Genomic DNA, 24,688 nt, shown 5'->3' with positions numbered 1-24,688 from the left:
GCTTGCGCCTCTCCTGGTGGCTCACTTGATGTAATGGACGTGCTGGCAGATCTCTTCGACGATCGGTTCGCAGCGCTGGGCAAACACCTTTTTGTTTTCATCAATCAGGTTATTGCCATGGGTGTCGATAGAAACAATCAACGGGCCGAACTCTTTCACCCGGCACACCCATAGCGACTCCGGCATGCCCAATTCGGTCCAGTGCACCTCTTCAATTTCTTCGACCTGCGTGGCCGCCACTACCGCACAGCCTGCGGGGAAAATCACGTGCAGCGCCTTGAATTGCTTACAGCCAGCCTCGGTATTTGGCCCCATACCGCCTTTGCCGACGATCAGCCGTACGCCGGTCTGTTCGATAAACTCTTTCTCGAAGCTTTCCATCCGCATGCTGGTAGTGGGGCCGATCGATACCATCTCCCATTTCTCGCCGTTCTTGCGCACAATGGGTCCTGCATGGAAAATTGCTTTGCCGCGCAGGTCGTAAGGGATCTCTCGCTTGAGCTCGATCAGCCGCCGGTGACAAACGTCGCGGCAGGTGACCAGGGTGCCGTTGAGATAGATAACGTCACCTACGCGGATATCCGCCAGATCTTCCGCTTTAATTGGGGTGGTAAGGATCTTTTTCATAATGCCTCCCGGGTGTGGGAAATACTTTCAAACGACAGATCTTGGTGTACCAGCAACGTGCCACGGCGGTGGGCCCAGCAGCCGGTCGAGACCGCGACGCCGATGGTGGAAGGGTGACGAGCCGCCGATTCGATATGCACCCCCATCACGGAGCTGTTGCCCATTAATCCTTGTGGACCAATGCCCAGTTGGTTGAGGCCGGCCTCCAGGCGCAACTCGAGATCGGCGGCGATAGGGTTGGGATGACGGGTGCCGATCGGGCGTAAGATGGCTCGGCGAGAAAGCACGGCAGCCGTTTCTACCGAGGTCGCAATACCGACGCCGACCAGCACCGGTGGGCAGGCGTTGACCGCCAGCGTAGAGATGTTTTCAAACACAAATTTCACTACGCCTTCATAACCTTCAGAAGGCATCAGCACTTTGGCGCGGCCGGGCAGAGTACAGCCACCGCCGGCCATATACACTTCAATTTCCGCGTCGGTCCCGTCGGGCACCAAATCCCAGGTGACCCATGGCACGCCAGAGCCGGTATTTTTGCCGGTGTTGACCTCATCAAAGATCTCCACCGCGTTATGACGCAGCGGTGCCGCCACCGTGGCATCCTCCACCGCCTGTTTCAATGCGGCCTGAAGCTCGGCCAGCAAGGGAAAACAGGTGCCTACTTTGACAAAAAACATGATTTCGCCAGTGTCCTGACAGGCGGGGCGGTTCAAGGCGATGGCCTTCTCCATGTTGTCAAACATCGTATGGTAGATAATCTTGCCCATCCCTTCGGTTTCCAAATCCCGAAGCTGTTTTAATTTATCGACGACATCATCCGGCATGCGCGTTGAAATCATGGCTGTGAAATTCGCGACAATGCGGGTGAGTTGCTCAACCTTAGCGTTTTTTTCAATTACGTTCATAAGTGTGACTCCCGTCAGGCTGAAATGAACATGCTCACTGTTAATTGTTATAAAATAAGTTTTCTTGGCCTGAATAAACGCTACCATAGCGATGGAACGCGATCTGCAACGGCTTCGTGAAGCGTTGATTCACAAAACGTTAATCATGGTTATGTTTTTAAATTCAACAAGATAAAATTAAAGCAAGAATGCACTGCGAAATTAATTTAACACCCGCGCAGCAAAATAAAACAGTTAAAACACCAGCGCGTAATTCATTGGTAACTATTTGCCAAGTAATACTGTGAGGCCAAAAACTTATGTCGTTAATTCATTATCCTCAGCCTAAAGATTTACAGGTGTTGATTGCGGTCGTTAATACCGGCAGTTTCAGCGCCGCCGCCGAAATATTGGGGCAGACACCCGCATTTGTGACTAAACGCATCCAACAGATGGAGGCGTTGCTGGGGGTGAAATTGCTGAACCGCTCCTCCCGTGGTATGGCGCTCACGGAAAGTGGGCAAACGGCGTATGCCCACTCACTGGAAATTATGGATCGCCTGCAAAACCTGATGGATGAAGTGACTCATATCAAAGAGCAGCCGGTTGGCATGATCCGCATCGGTTCCAGTTTTGGCTTTGGCCGGGCGTATATTGCGCCCGCCATCATGGAAATCATGGAGATCTATCCGGAGTTGCAAATCAACTTTGAGTTGTTCGATCGGCAAATCGATCTCAACCGGGATAACGTCGATCTGGATATCCGGATCAACGACGACATCCCGGATAATTACATCGCCAAGCTGCTTGCCAAGAACCAGCGCATTCTTTGTGCGTCGCCCGCCTATCTTGCACAGCGGGGCACACCCGTAACATTGGCGGATTTACAGCATCATGACTGCCTGGTGACCAAGGAGCGCGATCAAACCATCGGCGTTTGGGAGTTGGAAAACCTGCAGGTAAAAAGTCGGTAAAAATATCCGGGCATCTCTCGTCCAACAGCGGGGAGATAGTCTTGCATTGGGCGCTGAATGGTAAAGGGATCATGTTGCGTTCCGAATGGGACGTATTGCCGTTTCTGCGCGATGGTGAATTGGTACGCGTTTTGCCGGACTATGCGCAAAGTGCCAATATCTGGGCGGTCTATCAGATGCCGCTGTACTCGTCGGCCAAGCTGAAGGTCTGCGTAGAGTTCTTCAGCCAGTATTGCCGCATTATGGGGCGAACCGATAAATCACGTTCTGTGACCTAGGGGTTATAGTACAAAAAATCGTCATAATGCCACAAAAATAAAACAGTGTTTTATAAAATTAGAGAGGTTGATCGGCCCATTCTTGTTTTCATTGCCATAGACTCGCCATAACTGGCAAAAACACAAAGGTTTTCCCCCTGCCATAACCGTATGTTACGAAAATTCCCGGCATATCGCCCGGAAGATAACACGTGATGTGGCTACGGAGATGGCAACAATGAAAACACGTAAAATAGGTCTGTTTAACTATCTTGCTTATGGCTCCGGGGATTTTCTTGGAGCGGGTACCACGGCACTTACCGCTGCCTGGTTACTCTATTTTTACACCACGTTCTGTGGGCTCAGCCCGATCGAAGCCACCTTTATCTTTGCGATGGCAAGGGTACTGGATGCGGTGGTCAGCCCGCTGATGGGCTATCTGACCGATAACTTTGGCTCCACCTGGTTGGGCAAACGCTTTGGCCGTCGCAAGTTCTTTATTCTGCTCGGCATTCCATTGGTCTTCAGCTACAGCCTGATGTGGGTTGGCCACATGGACTATTGGTACTACCTGCTGACCTATCTGTTCTTTGACGTGGTCTATACCATGATCCTGGTACCGTATGAAACGCTGGTGCCGGAGATGACGGATGATTTCAAACAGAAAACCAAGTTCTCGGGGGCCCGCATTGGGCTAGCACAGCTGTCTGCCATTCTGGCGGCATTCCTGCCAGGCATTCTGCTCAACTATCTGGGTAAAGACAGCGCCGTTTCGTTCTTCTACTCCAGCCTGGTGTTCTCGATCATCTGTGCCTGCGTATTGACGCTGGTGTATTGCTTCACTTGGGAGCGGCCCGCGGAACAAAAGTCTGCCGCCGCGCTGGAAGCTGAAAAACAGAAACTCACGCTGTTCCAGAGCCTGAAACGCCTGAACGTAGAACTGTCCTCAACGCTACGCATTCGCATCTTCCGCCAGCATCTTGGGATGTACCTTGGGGGCTATATCGCCCAGGACGTTTTCAATGCGGTGTTCACCTATTACGTGGTGTTTGTGTTGATGCAGAGTGCCGCTACGGCCTCCAACCTGATGGGCACCATGGCCATCATGCAGTTTGTGGCAGTGATCGCCATGATCCCTTTGTGTATCCGCTTCGGGCCAGCACCGTCGTACCGCATGGTGGTGGTGCTGTTTGGTATGGGAGCGGCTTCCTATGCTGTGCTGTATTACGCCAACCTCAGTGACGTTTTCTCATTGCTGCTGCTGGTTTCCGCCATCGCCGGTTTGGGACGGGGTGGTATCAACTACGTGCCATGGAATATCTACACCTATATCGCCGATGTGGACGAAGTGATCACCGGGCAACGCCGTGAAGGCATCTTTGCCGGCATCATGACCTTGACCCGTAAAGCCTCACAGGCTGGCGCGGTGATGCTGGTGGGCGTCATTCTGCAACTGTCAGGTTTTGTTTCCGGCCAGACTCATCAATTACCCGAAGTGAGTCACGCCATTCTGATGATCCTGAGCGTTGGCACCTTGGCTGTCCTGGCGATTGGCTTCACTGTCTCGCTGCGCTTCAAACTCAACTTGACCACACACGGTGTACTGCGCCAGGAAACCGAAAAGATGCGCATGGCGGGCCGGGTCGTGCCTGAGAACATCACGCCAGAAGCACGAGCTACCGTCGAAATGCTGGCAGGTATGCCTTATGAATCACTGTGGGGTAACAACAATATTGGTTACCTCAACCGCAAAAAACCTGTTGCACCGCCATTGCCCAAGGCCACTCAAGGCCAGAAAGCGGCGGGCAGCGTGACACCTTGATCTACAGGCCTAAAAGGACATCACTATGTTGGTATATCCCGTAAAACACAGCCCGTTACTGCGCCAACCGGAGCGCTTTATCAGCCGCCAGGAACTGCAACAGTTGATTGAAAACCTGGTGGAAAACCTGGTCAATATCACCGATGAAACCGGTGAGTTCCTGCTGCGCCTCGATGATGGCCGGGTTATTGATACCAAAGGCTGGGCCGGCTGGGAATGGACGCACGGTATCGGTCTGTACGGCATCAACCAGTATTACCGCCAGACCGGCGATAATAAAATGTGTGCCATCGTCGACGACTGGTTCACCGCGCGCTTTGCCGAAGGCACGCCAACCAAGAATGTGAATACCGCCTGTCCGTTCCTCACCCTGGCCTACCGCTATGAGGAAACCGGTGATACGCGCTGGCTGCCATATCTGGAGCGTTGGGCGGAGTGGTTGATGTATGAAATGCCACGCACCGAACGCGGAGGTATGCAGCACGTCACACTGGCGGAAGAAAATCATCAGCAGCTGTGGGACGATACCCTGATGATGAGCGTGTTGCCGCTGGCCAAAATTGGCAAGCTTTTGAACCGCCCACAGTATGTGGAAGAAGCCAAATATCAATTTCTGGTTCACATCCAGCACCTGATGGAGCGTGAAAGCGGTCTGTGGTTCCATGGCTGGACCTTCGATGGCAAACACAACTTTGCCAAAGCCCGTTGGGCGCGCGGGAACAGTTGGCTGACCATTGTGATCCCGGAGTTCCTCGAGCTGCTGGACCTGCCGGAATACGATGCCACCCGCCGTTTCCTGTTACAGGTATTGCAATGCCAGGTGGCGGCACTGGCAGAGTGCCAGCACCCAAGTGGCCTGTGGCATACGCTGCTGGATGACCCGGATTCTTACCTGGAATCTTCCGCTACCGCCGGTTTCGCGTTCGGTATTCTGAAATCGGTGCGCAAACGCTATATCGACGAGAAGTATCTGCCGATCGCCGAAAAAGCGTTGCAGGGTGTGGTAAAGCAAATCAACGCCGACGGCGAACTGATGCAGGTTTCGTTTGGTACCGCGATGGGAAAAAACCTCGACTACTATCGCCAGGTACCGCTCACCTCAATGCCTTATGGTCAGGCGATGGCCATTCTGTGTCTGGTGGAATACCTGAACGTTTACCTGTAATCGCAACGGGCTGTTGCCGCAGCCCGTAAGAGATATATTTCCTCCACCGTAAACTAACGTTACCGGATGACATTATTTTAATAAAAACGATTTTTTAAAATAAACTGAATAACAAGGAAATTGTAATGAAAGGAACATCTCTATTATTGCTCTCTTTACTATCATTATTAATACCTCTGACAACCCATGCGGTGTATGTTGATGTACGTCATGAGTATCTTGATGACAGCAAGACCAACTACGATCGTGCTTATATTTCCCATCGTTTTGCCAATGGTTTTGGCTTTGCCATCGAGGCCATATCAAAATCTGGGGGGAATGATACCAACAAGGCTTTTCATGATCTGGAAGCCCAAGGCAATGAGTATACGGCCAGCTATCAATTCAACAACGGAAATTTAGCGACGCAGCCTGGATTGGTACTTGAAACCGGCAATGGATACTCGGTATATAAGCCTTATCTGCGTACTACCTATACAATCAATGACTCATGGTGGATTGCCGGGCGCTATCGCTTTGAGTACATACGGCGCTCGTCCGACAGTCGTGAAGATGACACCATCAACCGAGTCGATGCCTGGGTTGGGCATAAAATAAATAAGTTCGAGTTCGTCACCGAAGGGATTTATAAAGTCGCCGACAAATATAATCTGTATAATAACAGCAAGAGTAACTACGAATATAACTTTAGAACGGCCTACAGCATCGATGCCTGGACGCCGTTCGTAGAAGTCGGCAATGTATCCGTTAGAAGTGACAGTAATGACAGACAAACCCGCTTTCGTGTCGGGCTTGGCTATACGTTCTGATCTCACATAAAACAATCCTCCGCAGCGACGGGAAGAGATAATTACGAATTCAAAGGAAAGTCATCATGAAAAAAATTGCCGTGCTATTGGCTCCTGGGTTTGAGGAAGGGGAGGCGATTGTGATTATCGATATCTTGCATCGGTTGAAGATCAGGGTGGAAACGCTGTCCTGTATTTCGAATAAAGAGGTCGTGAGCTACCATAAAATACCCGTAATAGCAGACAATACGCTCAAACAAGCTTTCGACACCGATTATGACGCTATCGTGTTGCCAGGCGGGCCAGAGGGCAGCGTGTTTCTGGCCAATAGCCAGGAAGTGGTGAGTTTTGTCCGTCGCCATGATCAGGCGGGTAAACTGATCTGCCCAATTTGTTCTGCGGCTGCTCGGGTATTGGGTGGCAATGGCCTGCTTAATGGACGGCGCTACGTGTGTTCTGGTGATTTATGGCAAAACGTCGGCAATGGGGTTTATGTTGACCAGAATGTCGTAGAAGACGGCAACTTGATCAGTGGCAAAGGGTTTGGCGTGGTCTTTGACTTCGCTTTCACCTTGGCCGCCCGCTTACGCGGTGACAGTGCTTGCGTAACTGAACATGCGGAGCACATTTACTACCCTTGGCAGGAATAAAGCTAGCGGCAGGCTTGTTGTATATCGCGAGCCGGTTGGTGATTGTCAGCCCCTCACCCTAACCCTCTCCCACAGGGCGAGGGGACCGATCGAGTAAATTTGAAAGTTCAGAAGATCATCTTGGTTGAAGAGGTGTGCGAGATTGCCGAGATTATCTCTTTTCCTCCAACAGATCTGGGGTTATCAACTCCCTCTCCCTGTGGGAGAGGGTTGGGGTGAGGGCATCAAACCAATAAAGGTCGTCTTTTTACGCGGGCAAGTCATCAGCGATTCCAATTGTTCGACGCAGGCCAGATAGTGCGGGGTCGTTTTATGGAAAGCCACGGCCTGCTCATCGGCATAGGCCTCGTAAATATAAAAGCGCGTGGGGATATCAGGATCCTGCAAGACATCGAAACGCAGGTTGCCTTTCTCCTGAACCGAGCCTAGATGGTTTTGGCGAAAAACCTCGATAAATCGCTCAACCTTGTCGTCATGGACGTTAATTTCGACCAGGGTCACATGCATAATCAGCCTCCTTGAATAGGGGCGGGCCTGGAGAACCGGCCCGCATTTCAGCGGTATCAACCTTTCTCACTGAGGAATAGCTGGTAGGCGTGCTCTACCGATTCGTTCTGATGGACGATAGCGTGCACCGCCTTGATCATGGCAACCGGGCTTGCCGATTGGAAAATATTGCGCCCCATATCGACCCCGGACGCGCCTTGATCAATTGCCTGGAAGCACATTTCCAGCGCCTCGCGTTCTGGCAGTTTCTTCCCTCCGGCGATAACGATGGGCACCGGGCAGCCCGCCACAATGCGTTCAAACCCTTTATCCACGTAGTAAGTCTTGATGATTTGCGCCCCCATCTCGGCAGCGATACGCGTGGCCAGTGAGAAATAGCGCTGATCGCGCGCCATATCTTTGCCAACGCCGGTCACCGCCATGGTGGGCATCCCGACTTTCAGGCCAGCATCGATTAACTGGATGATATTTTTAATCGACTGATGTTCATGTTCCGTGCCGATATAAACCTGCGCCGCAACGGCACAGCTATTAAGACGTACCGCATCATCCATGGCGACCGCCACCGCCTCATTGCTCAACTCGGTAAGAATGGAGTTTGCCCCTGACGCGCGCAGGACGATGGGCTTATTGGTGGCCGGAGGGATCACGCTGCGCAGGATGCCCCGGGTACACATCAATACGTCTGCATGCTCGAACAGCGGCGCAATATTGATATCAATACGCTCTAACCCAGTCGTCGGCCCCTGGAAATAGCCATGATCGAAGGCCAGCATCACGGTTCTGTTGGTTCGTGGATTAAAAATACGTGCCAGACGGGACTGCATACCCCAGTCCAGCGCACCGCAGCCTTTCAAACTGAACAGGGCATTTTGCTGCGGCTGGTCAATATGGAAGTCTTTACCGTCTTTGATGTCATCTAAATCAGCCATTGTATTACTCCCTCGAAATAATCGGTGTGGCGGGTTAGAAGTCGAATTTGTCGATATTGTCTTTATTGAACACCACGCGCTCAGGCAGCAACACGATGCCATTGCCTGTCGCCTGGTAGTCGTAGCCTTGAACGCTGTTTGGCGAAACCTCTACCTGGCCCACGCCAGGGACATCAAGCTTGTCGCCAACCTTCAATTCGCCGTTTTTCAGCATGGCGTCAGCCACGTAAACCGAAATTTTCCCCTGTTTGACCACGTCCCACAGGCCGAACTCTTTCACCGTGCCGCGTTGAATATAGGGGCGCATCACGTTCGGGGTGCTGAAACCGACAATCGCCACGTTGTCACGCTTGAGGTTCTCTGCCGCCTGGGCTGCGGCGGGCAGGGCATTGGCATCCGGGGCAATGATGGCATCCAGATCGCCGTAGGCCTTCAGGATCCCTTCGGCGGTTTGCAGTGACTTGGTAGCATCGTTGTAACCGAACTGCGTGGTGACCACTTCCCAGCCTGGATGCTCTTTTTCGATCTTAAGCTTGGCGGCATTAACCCACTGGTTTTGGTCGGTGACTGTCGGGCTGGAATAGAAGAAGGCCACTTTGGCTTTTTCTTTCTTCACCTGATTGGCGGCCATATCGACCAGCATGCCGCCGAGTTGTGCTGGCGTGCCCTGATTGATGTAGTAAGAACGGCATTCCGGCTTGGTGTCCGAATCCCAGGTCAGGACTTTGACGCCACGCTGCATGGCGCGTTTTAACGCCGGGCACAGCCCTTCCGGGGAGACCGCAGAGACGATGATGGCGTTATAGCCCTGGTTGACGAAGTTATTGATCAGTTGCACCTGGCCTGAAACGCTAGGTTCGGTTGGGCCGTCGTAGGTCACGTCAACGCCCAGCTCTTTCCCCGCCTGTTGCGCGCCATTACCACCGCTGGTGAAAAAGCCGACACCGACCAGTTTGGGGATAAAGGCAATGCGCTCCGCTGCCTGCACGCCAATGCTCAGTGAAGCCATGCCGAGTACGCTTAAAAGCGCGATTTTTTTGATACGCTGTATGGTCATGTTGTTCTCCGTATATCGCGTTGCCAGACGAAGAGCATCTGGAGGTTGGATCAGTTCAAGCCTGTTTGATGGTGCGCCGTCGTTGCAGCCACTCTCTGATTTGATGCCGATGCAGGCTGATGGAGCGGCCAACGACGACGACGATCAGCAACGCCCCGGAAAGTGCGCTGGAAATCTGGTTGGGCACGCCAGCCATTTGCAAACCCTGTTGCAGATAACCGACCAGCAACACGGCAACGGCAGTGCCGATAATCGAACCTGAACCGCCGTAAATGTTCGCCCCACCCAGCACAACCGCCGTGATGGCAGGCATCAGGAAAGACGCGCCGAGATCGGAGCGTGCGGAACCGAAGTAGGAAACCAGCAGCACCGCAGCGATGGCCGAAGCCAATCCGGTCATCGCATAGAGTGCGCACAGTGTGCGGTTAATCGGGATGGCACTGTATTGCGTCACCCGGTTGCTTTGTCCAATCAGAAAGATGTTGCGGCCACTGTGTGTGCGGTGCATCAGCAGCCAGCACAGCAGGACACAGACAATGAAGAAGACCAGCGGCACGGGCAGGCCTAATACCGTCAGGTTGGCGAAATCGGTAAAGGCTATTGGGAAGCCGCCGATACCTTCATAGCCGGTCGCACCGGAGATCCCCGAAAGCAGCAGGGCGCTGCCACCAAACAGGTACAGAGTGCCGAGGGTGATAACCAGCGGATTGATCCCGGTGTAGATGATCAGCCCGGCATTGATCAAACCGCACAGTACGCCCAGGGCCAGAGTGATGACAATGGCCAGCGGCATGGGGAGCCCCGCCTGGAACAGCACTCCCAGCGCAATGGCGCACAGGCCAATGGTGGAACCAAAGGAAATATCAATTCCACCGCTGACGATCACCATGGTTAACGGCAATGCTACAATGCCGATGCAGATAAAATCACTGGTGCTGAAGAGCAGCACATTAATATCCAGCATGCGTGGGTTAACCACACCGAACGCCAGAATTTCAATCAACAGCAGGGCGGTCAGCGCCAGTTCCCAGCCGTAACGTCGCCAGTTGGCCATTATGCGATCTCCCGCTTTTTACCTTGCGCAGGCAGTTTGGTGGAGTGGGGGGATGGTGGGGTCGAGGCCGGAGGATCGATAAATCGGGCATATTTCTGGCGGCGGATATTCTTCTCCAGGGCGCAACGCAGGCGGCCATCGAAGACCAGCACGCCCAACAGCACCAGGCCAGCAATAAAGTCGTTCCACCAGGCAGGAATACGCAGCAGCACCAGCACGCTGTCGATTTGCGTCAGGAAATAGGCACCGAGAATGGCGCCGACTACCGTGCCAGAACCGCCAAGCAGGCTGATACCGCCAAGCACGCAGGCGGCAATGGCTTTCATTTCCAGGCCGGTGCCGGTTTGATTGGGGATAAAGCCAATCTGGGCGGCAAACACGATCCCGGCGAGCGCCGCCATTAGCCCATTGAGTGAAAACGCGATGATGCGAATGGCTTCGGTGCGGATCCCGAGTTGACGCGCGCCCTGTAGGTTGTCACCGGTGGCATAGAAACTGCGGCCGAATGAGTTTTTCAACAGCAGCCACGCCATTAACGCCAGTAACAGCAAGGTCAGCCAGCCAATCGGCGAGATACCCAGCACTATGGGTGAGGAAAGTTGTTTCAGTGAACTGGGCAGCCCCTCGATCCATTTGCCCCCGGTCCACAACAGCATGATGCCGCGATACAGGCCAAGGGTGCCCAGGGTGGCGACAATGGCGGGGATTTTAAACCAGGCGACCAGCACACCGTTGATAAAGCCCGCCAGCAAGCCGAGCAGCAGCGTAACCGTAAAGGCGAACGGCAAGCTGTATCCGGCATTGAGCGTTATCCCGAGTAGCACCGCACACATCCCGGTGATGGAGCCGACGGAAACGTCGATATTCCGGGTCAGCATCACCAGCGCAGCGCCGATGGCCAGCAGCATCAGGATTTGCGAACTACTGAAGATCATGGTCAGCGTCTGGAAGCTGAAATAGTTGCTATCGATGCAGCCAAGTAGCGCAAACAGGCCGATGATGGCCAGCAGCGCCGTCAACTCGCGGTTGTTCTGTATCACCTTTAACATGTTGCCTCCCCGTTGGCATGAGGTTGATGGGAGGTGCCGCGGTGTTCACCAAAGGCCATATGCATAATGGTATCGACATCAATCTGGTCACCGCAAAGTGCGGTAGGAGCGACTTCCCCCTGGTGCATGACGTAGACGCGATCGGCCATCATGGCGATCTCTTCGAGGTCGGAAGAAATAAACAGGATGGCGACATTCTGCTGGGCAATGCTGCGTATCAACTGATAGATATCGTTACGCGCGCCGACGTCCACCCCGCGGGTTGGCTCATCGACAATCAACACCTGTGGCGATGCTTCCAGGCATTTGGCGATCAGAATTTTTTGCTGATTACCGCCGGACAGCGTGCGAGCAGGCTGTTCAGGATCGTGGTACTTGATATCCAACGCCCGGCGATAACGTTCCAGTGTCGCGTGGTCGCGTTGTGGATTGGCCCAGAAGCCGCTGTGATTGTGCGTCAGGGCATTCACGTCCCAGGATAACGATGCGTCCAGATACAGCCCGGAGGACTGACGGTCTTCTGGCAGATAGACCAGGCCGCGCTGCAATCTCTGCCGGGTGGGTAGTTTGGCGATCTCTTCGCCATTGAGCAGGATGTTGCCGGCCCGCAGCGGGCGTAATCCATACAGGGTTTCAGCCAGCTCGGTACGCCCCGATCCAACCAGGCCAGCCAGGCCCAGGATCTCTCCGGCATGGAGCTCAAAACTGACCTGCAAGAAGCCTTCGCCAGTGAGATTAGCCAACTGCAAGACGGCTTTGCCCTGCGGGTTGGCAGGCCGATTGCCAGGCAGCTCGAGCCACAGTTTTTGGCTGGCGGGGAGATCGACATTGCGCGCGGCTGGGGTGATCGCCTGAATAATTTCATCGGTGGTCAGCGCGGTGGTTTTCCCCGTCAGGGCGATTTTCCCGTCACGCATTACGCTGACCCGATCGGCTAGCTGGCGGATTTCCGGCAGCTTGTGTGAAATAAACACAATGCCGACCCCTTTACCCAGCAGTTCGCGTAAACGGGCAAACAAACGCTCTGTTTCGGCGGGCGTCAGTGATGCGGTGGGTTCATCCAGGATCAGGATCTGGGAATCACGCATTAATCCCCGCATGATTTCCACGATCTGGCGATCGGCCACCTCCAGTGAACCTGCTGCGCTGTTAGGCTCAAGCTTGCATCCCAACAGCTCCAATAACTGATGCATTTTTTCCACGGCAGCCCGTTTGGCAGGCAGGCCAAACAATATGTTCTCTTTTACCGACAGACTAGGGAACAGCAGCGGTTCTTGCGGTACCAGATAAATCCCCAACTGATGGGCCTTTACCGGAGTCAGGTTGGTACAACGCTGGCCGTGGATCTCGATGGAACCGCCGTCCGGGGGCACCACACCGGCAATGATTTTCATCAGTGTTGATTTCCCGGCGCCATTACCGCCGAGCAGGGCATGGACTTCCCCGGCATGCAGGGTAAAGTCGATGCCTTTCAGCACATCAACGCCGGAATAGTGCTTACTGATGTTCTGTACGCAGAGCAGAGGTGGAACTGAGTATTCACCGGTTTGCATCGTGCCTCCGTTCAGCCGAAAAAGGGTATCGAGTTGAACAAAAAGTTTTTTGAAAACTAATTGTTCATAACCTTAGTCAGGGTTTGGCGATAAAACCGCCAACAGGATCACGTTTTTTGAATAATTGTGTTTGGTTAAACTCAATGTTCAGTTTTGATGTATATTTGAGGCATGCATCACAGCTATTGTTGGTCAATGGAAGAACAATTGCGTTCAGAATTTAAAAATGTTCAAAGAGAAGCGGATTTATGATGATAAATGACAGTGCCACGGTCAGCGAACAGGGAATGTGTGAGGAAGAGCAGGTCGCCCGTATTGCCTGGTTCTACTACCACGATGGTTTGACTCAGAACGAGATCAGCGCCCGGCTTGGGCTGACGCGCCTTAAGGTCTCGCGCCTGCTGGAGAAAGGGCACCAGTCAGGGATCATTCGGGTGCAGATTAACTCTCGTTTTGAAGGTTGTTTGCAGTATGAGGACGCACTGAAAAAGCATTTTGCCCTGAAAAATATTCGCGTGTTACCCGCCTTGCCCGAGGCGGATGATAGCGCGAGGTTGGGGATTGGGGCGGCACATATGTTGATGGAGTCGCTTCAGCCTCAGCAACTGCTGGCGGCGGGGTTTGGCGAGGCCGCCATGAGCACCTTGAAGCGGCTAAGCGGCTTTATTTCTTCGCAGCAAATTCGGCTGGTCACGCTTTCCGGCGGGGTCGGGCCTTATATGACCGGGATTGGTCAACTGGATGCCGCTTGTAGCGTCAGCATGGTTCCAGCCCCGTTGCGTGCCTCTTCCGCCGATATCGCCCGTACCCTGCGGGAAGAAAATAGTGTCAGAGATATTCTGCTGGCTGCTCAGGCGGCAGATGTCGCCGTGGTGGGGATTGGTTCGGTCAGCCAAAAGGATGCCGCCACCATTTTACGCGCGGGCTATATCACCGAAGGCGAGCAACTGATGATCGGCCGCAAAGGGGCCGTTGGCGATATTCTTGGCTACTTTTTTGATGCCGACGGCGCCATCATTCCCGACATGCAGATCCATAATGAATTGATTGGGCTGAGCCTGGCCACGCTTGCCACCATCCCGACCGTGGTCGGGGTCGCTGGTGGCATACAAAAAGCCGAGGCGATTGTGGCCGCATTGAAAGGCCGCTACATCAACGCGCTGGTCACCGACCAGGATACGGCAGCAGAAATGCTCAAACTTATTGGTAACTAGGGTTATTAGCGATGTAACACACATTAAAGCAACACCAGCCGAGGACAAACACATGGCTCGACTCTGTACTCCTATCACATCAGGCCAGTACCTGATGGCCCTGGACGCTGGCACAGGCAGCGTCAGGGCAGTTATTTTTGATCTGGAAGGCAATCAAGTCTCAGTAGGGCAAGCCGAATGGCATCATTTGGCGGTCCCTGATGTACCGGGCTCCATGGAATTCGATCTGGTTAAAAACTGGCAGCTTGCCTGCCAGTGCATCCATCAGGCATTAACGATGGCGGCAATTGCGCCGGAGGCGATAGTGTCCGTGGCTGCGTGTTCAATGCGTGAAGGCATCGTGCTCTATGATGCCGAGGGGCAGCCGATCTGGGCCTGCGCCAATGTGGATGCGCGGGCAACACGCGAGGTCAGTGAGTTAAAAGAACTGCATGGCCATACTTTTGAGGATGAGGTTTACCGCTGCTCCGGGCAGACTCTGGCACTCAGCGCGATGCCGCGGCTGCTATGGCTGGCGCACTATCGTCCTGATATTTATCGCCAGGCCGCGACGGTGACCATGATCAGCGACTGGCTGGCCTATATGCTGAGCGGTGAGCTGGCGGTCGATCCGTCAAATGCCGGGACCACCGGGCTGATTGATCTGGTTACGCGGGACTGGAGAAAAGGCCTGCTGGAAATGGCGGGCCTGCGTTCCGACATTCTTTCGCCGGTCAAAGAGACGGGAACGCCGTTGGGGGTAGTGACGGCCAACGCTGCCGAACTGTCTGGCCTGCGGACTGGTACTCCGGTAATTGTCGGTGGCGGTGACGTGCAATTGGGCTGTGTGGGCCTTGGCATTGTCAGGGCAGGGCAAACTGCCGTCTTGGGCGGGACGTTTTGGCAGCAGGTCGTGAATCTTCCCGCTCCCGTCACCGATCCCAATATGAATGTGCGCATCAACCCGCATGTGATCCCGGGAATGGTGCAAAGCGAATCCATCAGCTTTTTTACCGGGCTGACCATGCGTTGGTTCCGTGATGCGTTCTGCGCCGAAGAAAAGCTGATCGGCGAGCGTCTGGGCGTGGATACCTATGCCTTGCTGGAGGATATGGCCAGGCGTGTACAGCCGGGGGCCCATGGTGTCATGCCTATCTTCTCCGACGTCATGCGCTTTAAGAACTGGTATCACGCTGCCCCCTCATTTATCAATCTGTCGATCGATGCTGAAAAATGCAACAAAGCTACTCTGTTTCGCGCTCTGGAAGAGAATGCGGCTATCGTGTCGGCCTGTAATCTGCAACAAATCGCCGAGTTTTCCGGTATCAAGGCTGACTCGCTGGTATTTGCTGGTGGAGGTTCAAAGGGCACGCTGTGGAGTCAGATCCTGGCCGATGTTACCGGCCTGACCGTACGAGTTCCGGTAGTGAAGGAAGCGACCGCGCTAGGATGCGCCATTGCGACAGGCGTTGGCGTCGGTGTCTATTCGTCGTTGGCGGATGCCGGGGAAAGCCTGGTGCGTTGGGACAGGGAGCATATTCCTAACCCGGAAAACAGCGAGGTTTATCAACAGGCGCGGCAAAAATGGTTGGCAGTGTATCTGGATCAACGTGGTTTGGTTGATCACGGATTGACAACCTCAATGTGGAAGGCTCCCGGCCTCTAAAGGAGGGCACTCATGATCAAAACCAATGAAATGGCTCACGACTATCGCTTCGGTGACAATGGCCCGAAATACCTGATCCGTGGCCCGATGTGCGACATGGGCGTCGTTGTGTTGCAACCTGGGCAGTCATTCAGAAATCATCGTCACAAGGAGGTTTGTGAGGTGTTTTATACGCTGAGCGGTGAAGTGTGCCTGTATCTGGAAGGGGAGATGCAACTGCTGGGCGAGGGGGATGTGTTGCAGTGCGATCCTGGTGAGGCACATTTTCTGGTCAATCATGGTTCGGTTCCCTGGAAAGGGGTGTTTGTGAAATCGCCGCATATTTTGGGCGATAGCCATCCCGCGGAACCAGAGAGTTATTAGAGGAAAAGCCTGAGTGAAAATTCAGGCTTTGAGGCTGCTGGCAAATTTTCGTTGATCTCACCGCGTAGGGGCGCTGCATGCTGCGCCCATCTGGATAATCAATAGGTTGACCGAGAGCGATCCCTACAAATTCAGCAACATTGCCACTTTGTCATCAATCTGAAAGTCTGCATGAAAAATCAGGCTTTCATTGCCTATTTTTGCTATGTTTCTTCTGACAAAGGAGGCCAGCAACTTATGGACGAAAAGCAACGCAAGGTACTTGCTGCCGGGCTGGCACAGGGACTTACAATTTCTATCCCCTCAGGGATAAGCGAGTAACAATGCAGTTAATGAATTTAAAACAGGCCAGGATTATCAGCTTCATCTTTGTGATGGGGGGGCTCCTGTTGCTGTTGCCGTTGCATCTTCTTACCTGCTTTATGGCAGGTTTTTTGGTTTACGAGATCGTCAATATCCTGACGCCACATTTTCAGAAGGTGATTGGCGGCCATCGGGCCAGGTGGTTGGTTGTTGCGGTGATCAGCACGCTGGTGGTCGGCCTGTTGACCGCTATTGTGGGGAGTATCGTCGGCTATCTGATGCAGGAAATGCGCAATCTCACCGCTGTTAACACCCGTATTGCGGTCATCTTGCAGGATGTCCAGCAGGAAGTGGTGAAATATATGCCGGGCTATCTGCCATTGAGCGTGGAAGAGCTGAAAAACGAAATGCTGAGCCGGTTACAGCAACATATCGCGTTGTTGCAGACGATGGGCAAGAGCGTACTGCACGGTCTGGTGACTATGCTGATCGGCATGGTGCTCGGTGCCATCATCTCACTGTATAACGTTGATAAAAGCGAGGATCGGCCATTACTGAAAAGTGAGCTGATGAGAAGGATTTCGCTGCTATCGCAGGCGTTCCGCAACATTGTGTTTGCTCAGGTTAAAATTTCGGCCATCAATACCTTCTTCTCGGCCATCTTTATCCTTGGTGTGATGCCGCTGTGTGGGATCCATATCCCGCTGGCGAAAACGCTGGTGGTGTTTACCTTTATCTTTGGCCTGCTGCCGGTGATCGGCAATCTGATCTCCAATACCATCGTGTTCATCTCTGGCCTGTCGGTGTCACTCGGGGTGGCATTGATTGCGCTGCTGTATCTGATCGTGATCCACAAGTTTGAGTATTTCCTCAATGCTCGTATCGTCGGCACTAAAATCCAAGCCAACTCTTGGGAGATCTTGCTGGCGATGTTGGTGTTTGAGGCGGCATTTGGTTTGGCAGGGGTGGTGGCTGCACCTATCTACTATGCCTATCTGAAGAGTGAGCTTAGGGAAGCTAAGCTGATTTGAGTGTAAGCCTCAGCCGAGGCTTTTCACTGTGCTCACCCATGCTGCGCCCGTCTACCTATCGCATGAGCATGTTCGCTAATGGGTAAATGCTTCATAGCTGCTCTAGCAAGTTTTTTATTTTAACTACAGGTTGCTGCTCATTACATCCTCCCGGTTGTTGACCCTTCAGAGCAGATCGCCAATTGCTGCACCCTGTCCTACAGTTCTGATAAATCAAAAAAAGGGGCGTGAAATCAACTCTATTCCGAGCACCATCAGAAACAGGAGAAAACACTGCCTGAAACGTTTGGCACTAATGCGCGCCCGCACCTTCTGCCCCAGCCACATCCCAGCCAAAGCAGGCAATATCGATAAAAAGGACAGTGAAAACTGCTCTACCCTGAAAGCATCATGTAGATAAAGCCCCACGGCCAGCGACATGGTAGAAACTGTGAATGACAGCCCCAGGGCCTGAACGAGTTCATCTTTACTGAAGCGAAGCGACTGAAGAAAGGGAACGGCCGGCATAACGAATACGCCTGTCGCGCCGGTGATTACACCTGTCACGCCACCAATAACTGGGGAAAGCCATTTCTCCCTGGCTTGAGAAACCGTAAGCGACGGTGAAACCAGCGCAAAAGCAGCGAAAACGATTAAAGCCATGCCCAGAGCGAATGCTGACCAGGCCGGATTAATGGTGATAAGAAGCGAAGAGGCTGACACTGTACCAGCGACAATAAGCAGCATCATCAGCCACAGACGGCGGATAATCAGCCTCATTGAGGGGCCGGTAACAAGCTGCAGCATATTCGTCACGAAAGAAGGAATTACCAGCAATGCCGCCGCGATCGGAAGTGGCATAAACATGCCAAGCAGCCCCATTGCTACTGTTGGCAGTCCCATTCCGGTCACGCCCTTTACAAAACCGGCAAAGATAAATATTAATGAAAGGTAGATATACAGCTGTTCGCCCACAAAGTTTGCCCTGACATAGGATTTTCAGTGATTCAATCATCTCACCTGTTAGTAGACAATCTGGTTTAAGCGGGCCATGCTTCGGATAACCCGAAGGATGAGATAAATATCCCTATGAGACTGGATCTTTCTGATTTGAAACTTGTCGTCTGTATCGCTGATGCTGGAAGCATTACCCATGGTGCGCGATGCGCTAGCCTGGCCGTTGGTTCGGCCAGTGAGAGACTTAAAAACATAGAGGACGATACCGGGGTGAAGCTGTTTTCACGACATCCGAGGGGTGTCAGCCTTACAGAAGCCGGTGAGGTTCTCGTACGCCATGCCCGGGAAATACTGTCCCAGCAGGAGCGGCTTAAAGCTGAGCTCGGCGCTTATGCCAAAGGAGTCAGGGGAAAAATAAGGTTATATGCCAATACCTCAGCGATGGCTGAGTATCTGCCCGGCAGGCTTGCAAAGTGGCTTTCAGAGCACCCAGATGTGACCATTGAGCTGGAAGAGAGAACAAGTGCGGATATCATTAACAGTGTAAGTAATGGTATAGCTGAAGCAGGGCTCGTTTCAGATGCGGTAGACACCCGGGAACTCATGCTTGAACCAATGACAGATGACTGGCTTGCTCTTATCGTCCCACCCTCTCACCGGTTTGAACACAGAGATAAAATCTCTTTCTCTGATGTGATCACAGAGCCTTTCATTGGTTTATACCCCGGTAATGCGCTGCAGGACCACATCAGTGAGCATGCTGAAGGCCTTGGCCATCCACTGACTTATCGCGTCAGAATGAGCAGTTTTGAAGGGATTGGTGAGATGGTCAGTAGCAGTATTGGCGTAGGGATCCTTCCAGTCTCAGTAGCTGAACGTTTCAGTAAAAAATTTCATTACCATATATTGCCGCTAACCGATCAATGGGCACGGCGGCGAATCTGCATTTGCTATAAAACACCGGATTCACTGAGCCCAGCCATGAGGGAATTGATCGATTTTCTCAGGGTACAAGATGTATAAATATCCCTGTTATGCCAGATTAACGTTGTGCTACTCAGTCTCTGGTGGTGTTAAAAAAGCAGGTCAAGTCATGTCGTGATCAATAGGGGGTAAAACTGCGAACCTCCGCTTTTCGCTTATAATGGACAGCCATACTCAAATCACCCACAATTATTTGATGGATGAAGCAGGCGTAAGCTAAATTGTCCTCATTGATTTTGAAAATGAGGCTCTTCTTGTTCTTACCAGACCCGTCCTAACGATGCTGAAAAGCCACTTTTAAACCAAGTGATACAAATAGTGCCCCAATTATTTTCCCCTCCCAGCGACGTAGCCCAGACAAGCATCCTAGCCAGCGTCTCAGGGGCCGGATTATGATCGCAATGATGCTGGCATAAGCTGCACTGAGCCCTGAAAATATCAAACCGAGTACTGCAAATTGACTTAAAGACGAGCCAGATTCAGGGTGAATGAATTGAGGTAGAAATGCCAGAAAGAATAAGGCAGTTTTTGGATTAAGCACCTCGGTGCCAACAGCCTGAACAAATGCCTGAGGCAATGTCACTTCTGCCAAACGTGTTTGCGAGATAGCGTTTGATTTAGCAAAAAATGCACGCATACCCAGATAAATCAGATAACAGGCTCCTGCAATCTTTACGACATCAAATGCGAGTGCCGAGGTCATCAGAATTGCTGATAAACCTAGCGCAGCACTCAGCGTGTGAATCAGATCTCCTGTAGCAATGCCTAGTCCTGTGGCAATGCCTGCTTTACGCCCCCCCCTGAAAAGTGCGAGTAATGACCAGTAAAACGGCCGGGCCCGGGATTAAAAAAAGACCAATAACGACTGCTATGAAGGACATTATTGATGTTGAATCAAACATTTTCAGTTCACTCAAAACAGGATAATAATCCATTTATCCCTATGAACACGTTAAAAGCAAGTCACAGAGCATCTGTAGCGGACATAGCTGAAACTAGCTTGCAAAGATGTCCTGTTCCTTTTCGCTAAACGCGTCATTCTCTTTCAGTCGTGACCTGCCAATGTTTTTTGAGCTGATGACAAAATTATTGAAATAATGCTAAACAGCCTCAGTCGATATGAGAACCTTTGAATCGCAAATGTCCGCTGTTCGCTCATAGCCAACATGGGTTCTACCCTTCGGTGCGGGCCATTTTGTCGAACCCTGTCGAGGCTTCTCACTCCTCCCTGCCTGGAGAATATGTAATAAAAAGGCCTGAACGTGAATTCAGGCTTTCTTATTTTAATATGGCGGTGAGGGAGGGCTTGATTCGCAAGCTCACCCTACGGGCGGCCGGTCGGCCGTCCAAAATGTCCCAGCGGTGCGGGTCATTTTGTCGAACCCTGTCGAGGCTTCTCACCCCTCCCAGTATGGGGAACATGCAAAAAAAAAAGTCTGAACGTGAGTTCAGACTTTCTCTTAAAATATGGCGGTGAGGGAGGGGTTCGAACCCTCGATACACTTACGCGTATACACACTTTCCAGGCGTGCTCCTTCAGCCACTCAGACACCTCACCGTTTTGTCGTCGGCAACGCTTTACGCTGTCGACGGGCGCTAATGTAGGAGAATCTTATGCCAGCGTCAATAGCCTTGTGCCATAACCGCGTGCGTTTAGCCAAACTTCCAGCAATTTGCTGATTTGTCGCACGATAATTTGCTCTGTCAGCGCCAATCCGCCGTGACTTTGTGCTTGCATCAATCGGCGAAGCGCGGAAGGATAGGTAGAAATCCACCCAGTAAGGGAACCGGCAGTGAATATCATTTTCTATCACTCGTTTTTTGATGCGCAAGATTGGCTGGCAGGAATGGCGCAGCGCTTACCACAGGCAAATATCCGGGCATGGCAGCCAGGGGATGACCGCCCGGCAGATTATGCGCTGGTATGGCGGCCTCCTTATGAAATGCTGGCCAATCGCCGCGATCTGAAAGGGATCTTTGCCCTCGGGGCTGGCGTGGATGCCATTCTTGAACAGGAACGCCAGCATCCCGGCAGCCTACCGGCGGGAGTACCGCTGATCCGGCTGGAAGATACCGGCATGGCGCAGCAGATGGATGAATACGCGCTGGCTGGCGTTTTGCGCTATTTCCGCCGTTTTGATGAGTATCAGTTGCAGCAACAGCAGCAAAACTGGGCGCCACTCGAACCTCATCAGCAGAGTGATTTTACCATCGGCATTCTGGGGGCAGGGGTGTTGGGTAAAAGCGTGGCGCAAAAGCTGGCGGCGTTGGGCTTTGACGTCCGTTGCTGGAGCCGCAGCCCCAAGCAGATCGATGGCGTACAGAGCTTTGCCGGCCAGCCTCAGCTTGCGGCGTTCCTTGATGGTAGCCGATTGCTGATCAACCTGTTGCCCAATACGCCGGAAACGGCGGGTATCCTCAACCGTGAGTTGTTAAGCCGCTTGGTGCCTGGGGCTTATCTGATCAACATTGCACGTGGTGCCCATCTGGTCGAAGACGATCTATTGGTGATGTTAGAGCAAGGGCAAGTGGCGGCGGCTATGCTCGATGTCTTCGTTAATGAACCTTTGCCACACGCCCATGCCTTCTGGCGTCATCCGCGTGTCACCATTACCCCGCATATAGCAGCTATCACCCTGCCGGAGCAGGCCATGGATCAGGTCAGTACCAATATTCTGCGGCTTGAGGCGGGCGAGCAGCCTACAGGCGTGGTTGATATTCAGCGTGGCTATTGATGCTATCTAAACCCGCTAACATGTTGATAGCGGCGTTAACTGCTATGATGAGCAAGGATTGACCCGCCATCCGCTGACCCACCCCGGCGAGCGCCTAAGAAGGAGAAAGAATGTACCCCGTTGATTTACATATGCATACCGTAGCCAGTACCCATGCCTATAGCACTCTGCACGACTATATCGCCGAAGCGAAGCACAAGGGCATCAAACTGTTCGCCATCACCGACCACGGGCCGGATATGGCCGATGCGCCTCACTACTGGCACTTTATGAACATGCGTGTGTGGCCACGTCTGGTGGATGGCGTTGGCATTCTGCGCGGCATTGAAGCCAATATCAAAAACCTGGCCGGTGATATCGACTGCACCGGACCCATGCTTAACGAAATCGATCTGATCATTGCCGGATTCCATGAGCCGGTATTTGCACCGCAGGACCGGGCTGCCAACACCGAAGCGATGATTGCTGCCATGGCACAGGGCGATGTGCATATCATCAGCCATCCCGGCAACCCGAAATATCCGGTCGATATCCCGGCAATAGCCGCAGCGGCAGCCAAATATCAGGTAGCGCTGGAGCTCAACAACTCCTCGTTTATCCATTCCCGTAAGGGCAGTGAATCGAACTGTCGTGCGATCGCTGCCGCAGTGCGAGATGCCGGTGGATGGCTGGCACTAGGTTCTGACTCGCACGTCGCTTTTGCGCTCGGTATTTTTGAACATTGCGAGCGAATCATTGAGGAAGTGAATTTCCCGCAGGAACGCATTTTGAATGTGTCACCACGCCGGATCCTGGATTTTCTTGAGCAGCGCGGCAGGCCAGCAATTGCGGAATTAGCCGATCTGTGACATCGTCACGGCAAATTTTCTGTTTGTATAGGGTTTTATCATGAATGAGTTTTCCGTTGTCTGCCGGGTATTGGGCACGCTGTTTTACCGCCAGCCGCAGGATCCGTTGTTGGAGCCGCTGTTTACCCTGATTAAAGAGGGCAAGCTGCAACAGCATTGGCCGCTCGAGCAGGACGAACTGCTGGCCCGTTTGCAGCAGCATTGTAGCGATCCGCAGTTGGCCAGCGATTTTAACGCGTTGTTTGTCGGCAGCGAATGCAGCGTCTCACCACTGCGCTCAGCCTATGTGGAAGGTGCCAGCGAAGCTGAAGTTCGCGTATTCCTCCAGCAGCGTGGCATGCCATTAGGCGATGCGCCAGCCGATCATTTTGGTTCGCTGCTGCTGGCGGCCTCGTGGTTGGAAGACCAGTCGCAGGAAGACGAAATTCAGGCGCAAACCACGCTGTTTAATGAATTCTTGTTGCCTTGGTGCGGCCGTTTTCTGGGTAAGGTCGAAGCACATGCCACCAGCGGCTTTTATCGTACTCTGGCAGAGCTGGCACGCCATGCCATCGCGGCCATGTGTGATGAGTTAGCGGAGTATGAGCAAGGCGAAGAAGGGCAGGACGAAGAACAGTAAATGATTGAGGGCGCAGCAAGCACTGCGCCCGTAACGATTAATCGGTGAACGGGATCACCAACTGACCCGGCTTCACTTCCAACCCTTTGGCCAGCTTGCGCGCCAGCGCTTCCGTTTTGCTGTTATCCGGGTTCAGCACATAAACCGGTTTCTGATCGAAATAGGATTTCAGTGACTGATTGAGATAAGGCGATAACGCCTTCATCACCGTATCCATCTTCTCCGGCTGTACCTGGTAATCAACCAACTCCATCTCTTTGAGGAAAATCGCGCCCTTTTCCGGGTCGTAGACCGGTTGCGCTTTCAACGTCAGCTGTAAATCGGCGGCCTGCGGGCCGAGGATCGAGGTGATGTTGACCTTGGCATTACCAGACAGCGTTACCTTGTTAGGTTCAGTACGGCCAATCTGGCTCTGCAACTGGGTTAATACGATATTGGCATCAACCAGCCCCGGTACGCCGATCTGCTTTTGGTAGTCATTGTGTTTTTGCAGGTAATTGTTCACTTCCTGCTCGCTGACGCTGTATTGGGTAAGCTGGTTGCAGCCGATAAGCGTACCGGCAAATACCAGGGCGGCTACGCCCATCAGGATCTTCTTCATTCAAACCTCGTAAAGCGGACAACGGAAATGCGGCAGTATAAATCTTGCAACCTAACTGCCAGCAAAAGAAAAATTCATGGGGTGCAGGAT

At 52.8% G+C, this 24,688-nt stretch carries 23 protein-coding genes, 1 tRNA gene, 1 other RNA gene and 2 pseudogenes; 14 read left to right on the top strand and 13 right to left on the bottom strand.

What is annotated here, in order from left to right; translation table 11 throughout:
- Positions 1-21 precede the first annotated feature (21 nt).
- Positions 22-627, bottom strand: coding sequence for a L(+)-tartrate dehydratase subunit beta (gene ttdB, locus U869_RS0106490; RefSeq protein ID WP_025121114.1), 606 nt, complete (start codon positions 625-627; stop codon positions 22-24).
- Positions 624-1,532, bottom strand: a complete 909-nt coding sequence (gene ttdA / locus U869_RS0106485; RefSeq protein WP_025121113.1) for a L(+)-tartrate dehydratase subunit alpha — start codon at positions 1,530-1,532, stop codon at positions 624-626. Before ttdA ends, ttdB begins: the two co-directional genes overlap by 4 nt.
- 299 nt (positions 1,533-1,831) lie before the next feature.
- Between ttdA and U869_RS29245 the strand changes: the two are divergent.
- The 5 genes and pseudogenes from U869_RS29245 to U869_RS0106460 all read left to right on the top strand — a co-directional run bounded on the left by U869_RS29245 (position 1,832) and on the right by U869_RS0106460 (position 7,167).
- Positions 1,832-2,763: pseudogene (locus U869_RS29245) on the top strand (LysR family transcriptional regulator).
- Between the two features lie 217 nt (positions 2,764-2,980).
- Complete coding sequence (locus tag U869_RS0106475) at positions 2,981-4,564, top strand: MFS transporter (RefSeq protein ID WP_025121112.1); 1,584 nt, start codon at positions 2,981-2,983, stop codon at positions 4,562-4,564.
- A gap of 25 nt (positions 4,565-4,589) precedes the next feature.
- Entirely contained in the window at positions 4,590-5,729 is a 1,140-nt protein-coding gene (locus tag U869_RS0106470; protein ID WP_025121111.1) for a glycoside hydrolase family 105 protein, read from the top strand.
- A 125-nt stretch (positions 5,730-5,854) separates the two neighbouring features.
- On the top strand, positions 5,855-6,538 hold the full coding sequence (locus U869_RS0106465) for an oligogalacturonate-specific porin KdgM family protein (protein ID WP_025121110.1): 684 nt from the start codon (positions 5,855-5,857) through the stop codon (positions 6,536-6,538).
- 65 nt (positions 6,539-6,603) lie between these two features.
- Positions 6,604-7,167, top strand: a complete 564-nt coding sequence (locus U869_RS0106460) for a DJ-1/PfpI family protein (RefSeq protein WP_025121109.1) — start codon at positions 6,604-6,606, stop codon at positions 7,165-7,167.
- Positions 7,168-7,350: 183 nt separating this feature from the next.
- Here the strand turns inward: U869_RS0106460 and lsrG are convergent, their stop codons facing one another.
- The 6 genes from lsrG to lsrA are packed head-to-tail and all read right to left on the bottom strand — an operon-like array spanning position 7,351 to position 13,319.
- A complete protein-coding gene (lsrG, locus tag U869_RS0106455) occupies positions 7,351-7,674 on the bottom strand; it encodes a (4S)-4-hydroxy-5-phosphonooxypentane-2,3-dione isomerase (RefSeq protein WP_025121108.1) in 324 nt (107 codons plus the stop codon).
- A gap of 56 nt (positions 7,675-7,730) precedes the next feature.
- Positions 7,731-8,606 carry a 3-hydroxy-5-phosphonooxypentane-2,4-dione thiolase gene (gene lsrF, locus U869_RS0106450; protein ID WP_025121107.1) on the bottom strand — a complete coding sequence of 292 codons (876 nt, stop codon included), beginning with the start codon at positions 8,604-8,606 and terminating at the stop codon, positions 7,731-7,733.
- A gap of 34 nt (positions 8,607-8,640) precedes the next feature.
- Positions 8,641-9,663: an autoinducer 2 ABC transporter substrate-binding protein LsrB gene (gene lsrB / locus U869_RS0106445; protein WP_025121106.1), complete on the bottom strand. Its 1,023-nt coding sequence runs from the start codon at positions 9,661-9,663 to the stop codon at positions 8,641-8,643.
- Between the two features lie 55 nt (positions 9,664-9,718).
- Positions 9,719-10,717, bottom strand: a complete 999-nt coding sequence (gene lsrD / locus U869_RS0106440; RefSeq protein WP_025121105.1) for an autoinducer 2 ABC transporter permease LsrD — start codon at positions 10,715-10,717, stop codon at positions 9,719-9,721.
- The gene (gene lsrC, locus U869_RS0106435) at positions 10,717-11,766 is read right to left on the bottom strand and encodes an autoinducer 2 ABC transporter permease LsrC (RefSeq protein WP_025121104.1); all 1,050 of its coding nucleotides are present in this window, start codon (positions 11,764-11,766) and stop codon (positions 10,717-10,719) included. Before lsrC ends, lsrD begins: the two co-directional genes overlap by 1 nt.
- Complete coding sequence (gene lsrA / locus U869_RS0106430) at positions 11,760-13,319, bottom strand: autoinducer 2 ABC transporter ATP-binding protein LsrA (RefSeq protein ID WP_025121103.1); 1,560 nt, start codon at positions 13,317-13,319, stop codon at positions 11,760-11,762. The genes lsrC and lsrA overlap by 7 nt, the downstream gene beginning before the upstream one ends.
- Positions 13,320-13,567: 248 nt before the next feature.
- Here lsrA and lsrR point away from each other — a divergent pair, with 248 nt between their 5' ends.
- From lsrR to U869_RS0106405, 5 genes are all read left to right on the top strand, one after another.
- The gene (lsrR, locus tag U869_RS0106425; protein WP_198530682.1) at positions 13,568-14,533 is read left to right on the top strand and encodes a transcriptional regulator LsrR; all 966 of its coding nucleotides are present in this window, start codon (positions 13,568-13,570) and stop codon (positions 14,531-14,533) included.
- Between the two features lie 52 nt (positions 14,534-14,585).
- A complete protein-coding gene (lsrK, locus tag U869_RS0106420; RefSeq protein ID WP_025121101.1) occupies positions 14,586-16,178 on the top strand; it encodes an autoinducer-2 kinase in 1,593 nt (530 codons plus the stop codon).
- Positions 16,179-16,190: 12 nt separating this feature from the next.
- Positions 16,191-16,541 carry a cupin domain-containing protein gene (locus tag U869_RS0106415; protein ID WP_025121100.1) on the top strand — a complete coding sequence of 117 codons (351 nt, stop codon included), beginning with the start codon at positions 16,191-16,193 and terminating at the stop codon, positions 16,539-16,541.
- A 171-nt stretch (positions 16,542-16,712) separates the two neighbouring features.
- A complete protein-coding gene (locus tag U869_RS32145; protein WP_157834718.1) occupies positions 16,713-16,862 on the top strand; it encodes a hypothetical protein in 150 nt (49 codons plus the stop codon).
- Between the two features lie 2 nt (positions 16,863-16,864).
- Entirely contained in the window at positions 16,865-17,875 is a 1,011-nt protein-coding gene (locus U869_RS0106405; RefSeq protein WP_025121099.1) for an AI-2E family transporter, read from the top strand.
- A 213-nt stretch (positions 17,876-18,088) separates the two neighbouring features.
- On the opposite strand, the gene U869_RS0106400 is transcribed toward U869_RS0106405, so the two are convergent.
- Positions 18,089-18,757, bottom strand: a complete 669-nt coding sequence (locus U869_RS0106400) for a sulfite exporter TauE/SafE family protein (RefSeq protein ID WP_232785333.1) — start codon at positions 18,755-18,757, stop codon at positions 18,089-18,091.
- A gap of 186 nt (positions 18,758-18,943) precedes the next feature.
- Here U869_RS0106400 and U869_RS0106395 point away from each other — a divergent pair, with 186 nt between their 5' ends.
- Positions 18,944-19,834 (top strand): LysR substrate-binding domain-containing protein, encoded by an 891-nt coding sequence (locus U869_RS0106395; RefSeq protein WP_025121097.1) that lies wholly within the window; start codon positions 18,944-18,946, stop codon positions 19,832-19,834.
- A gap of 235 nt (positions 19,835-20,069) precedes the next feature.
- Here the strand turns inward: U869_RS0106395 and U869_RS29240 are convergent.
- The 3 genes and pseudogenes from U869_RS29240 to U869_RS0106385 form a co-directional block, all read right to left on the bottom strand.
- A pseudogene (locus tag U869_RS29240) lies at positions 20,070-20,585 on the bottom strand (LysE family translocator); the annotation flags it as partial.
- 499 nt (positions 20,586-21,084) lie between these two features.
- Positions 21,085-21,217: non-coding RNA, RtT sRNA (locus U869_RS30495), on the bottom strand.
- A 46-nt stretch (positions 21,218-21,263) separates the two neighbouring features.
- A tRNA-Ser gene (locus tag U869_RS0106385) sits at positions 21,264-21,353 on the bottom strand.
- 235 nt (positions 21,354-21,588) lie between these two features.
- On the opposite strand from U869_RS0106385, the gene ghrA reads away from it, so the two are divergent.
- The 3 genes from ghrA to U869_RS0106370 all read left to right on the top strand — a co-directional run bounded on the left by ghrA (position 21,589) and on the right by U869_RS0106370 (position 23,997).
- Positions 21,589-22,530, top strand: a complete 942-nt coding sequence (ghrA, locus tag U869_RS0106380; RefSeq protein ID WP_025121096.1) for a glyoxylate/hydroxypyruvate reductase GhrA — start codon at positions 21,589-21,591, stop codon at positions 22,528-22,530.
- 110 nt (positions 22,531-22,640) lie between these two features.
- Positions 22,641-23,378, top strand: coding sequence for a phosphatase (locus tag U869_RS0106375; RefSeq protein ID WP_025121095.1), 738 nt, complete (start codon positions 22,641-22,643; stop codon positions 23,376-23,378).
- 40 nt (positions 23,379-23,418) lie between these two features.
- On the top strand, positions 23,419-23,997 hold the full coding sequence (locus tag U869_RS0106370) for a molecular chaperone (protein WP_025121094.1): 579 nt from the start codon (positions 23,419-23,421) through the stop codon (positions 23,995-23,997).
- 37 nt (positions 23,998-24,034) lie between these two features.
- Here the strand turns inward: U869_RS0106370 and U869_RS0106365 are convergent, their stop codons facing one another.
- The gene (locus U869_RS0106365) at positions 24,035-24,598 is read right to left on the bottom strand and encodes a lipoprotein (RefSeq protein ID WP_025121093.1); all 564 of its coding nucleotides are present in this window, start codon (positions 24,596-24,598) and stop codon (positions 24,035-24,037) included.
- Between the last annotated feature and the right edge of the window lie 90 nt (positions 24,599-24,688).

It is taken from the genome of Serratia sp. H1w, assembly GCF_000633355.1.
Lineage (GTDB): Bacteria > Pseudomonadota > Gammaproteobacteria > Enterobacterales > Enterobacteriaceae > Chania.
Note: the sequence above shows the minus strand (reverse complement) of the source record. Positions and strands in the feature narration are given on the sequence as shown.

Coding starts and splice junctions, on each gene's coding strand:
- ttdB (WP_025121114.1), bottom strand. CDS start 627: ATGAAAAAGATCCTTACCACCCCAATTAAAGCGGAAGATCTGGCGGAT.
- ttdA (WP_025121113.1), bottom strand. CDS start 1,532: ATGAACGTAATTGAAAAAAACGCTAAGGTTGAGCAACTCACCCGCATT.
- U869_RS0106475 (WP_025121112.1), top strand. CDS start 2,981: ATGAAAACACGTAAAATAGGTCTGTTTAACTATCTTGCTTATGGCTCC.
- U869_RS0106470 (WP_025121111.1), top strand. CDS start 4,590: ATGTTGGTATATCCCGTAAAACACAGCCCGTTACTGCGCCAACCGGAG.
- U869_RS0106465 (WP_025121110.1), top strand. CDS start 5,855: ATGAAAGGAACATCTCTATTATTGCTCTCTTTACTATCATTATTAATA.
- U869_RS0106460 (WP_025121109.1), top strand. CDS start 6,604: ATGAAAAAAATTGCCGTGCTATTGGCTCCTGGGTTTGAGGAAGGGGAG.
- lsrG (WP_025121108.1), bottom strand. CDS start 7,674: ATGCATGTGACCCTGGTCGAAATTAACGTCCATGACGACAAGGTTGAG.
- lsrF (WP_025121107.1), bottom strand. CDS start 8,606: ATGGCTGATTTAGATGACATCAAAGACGGTAAAGACTTCCATATTGAC.
- lsrB (WP_025121106.1), bottom strand. CDS start 9,663: ATGACCATACAGCGTATCAAAAAAATCGCGCTTTTAAGCGTACTCGGC.
- lsrD (WP_025121105.1), bottom strand. CDS start 10,717: ATGGCCAACTGGCGACGTTACGGCTGGGAACTGGCGCTGACCGCCCTG.
- lsrC (WP_025121104.1), bottom strand. CDS start 11,766: ATGTTAAAGGTGATACAGAACAACCGCGAGTTGACGGCGCTGCTGGCC.
- lsrA (WP_025121103.1), bottom strand. CDS start 13,319: ATGCAAACCGGTGAATACTCAGTTCCACCTCTGCTCTGCGTACAGAAC.
- lsrR (WP_198530682.1), top strand. CDS start 13,568: ATGATGATAAATGACAGTGCCACGGTCAGCGAACAGGGAATGTGTGAG.
- lsrK (WP_025121101.1), top strand. CDS start 14,586: ATGGCTCGACTCTGTACTCCTATCACATCAGGCCAGTACCTGATGGCC.
- U869_RS0106415 (WP_025121100.1), top strand. CDS start 16,191: ATGATCAAAACCAATGAAATGGCTCACGACTATCGCTTCGGTGACAAT.
- U869_RS32145 (WP_157834718.1), top strand. CDS start 16,713: ATGAAAAATCAGGCTTTCATTGCCTATTTTTGCTATGTTTCTTCTGAC.
- U869_RS0106405 (WP_025121099.1), top strand. CDS start 16,865: ATGCAGTTAATGAATTTAAAACAGGCCAGGATTATCAGCTTCATCTTT.
- U869_RS0106400 (WP_232785333.1), bottom strand. CDS start 18,757: ATGGGACTGCCAACAGTAGCAATGGGGCTGCTTGGCATGTTTATGCCA.
- U869_RS0106395 (WP_025121097.1), top strand. CDS start 18,944: ATGAGACTGGATCTTTCTGATTTGAAACTTGTCGTCTGTATCGCTGAT.
- U869_RS0106375 (WP_025121095.1), top strand. CDS start 22,641: ATGTACCCCGTTGATTTACATATGCATACCGTAGCCAGTACCCATGCC.
- U869_RS0106370 (WP_025121094.1), top strand. CDS start 23,419: ATGAATGAGTTTTCCGTTGTCTGCCGGGTATTGGGCACGCTGTTTTAC.
- U869_RS0106365 (WP_025121093.1), bottom strand. CDS start 24,598: ATGAAGAAGATCCTGATGGGCGTAGCCGCCCTGGTATTTGCCGGTACG.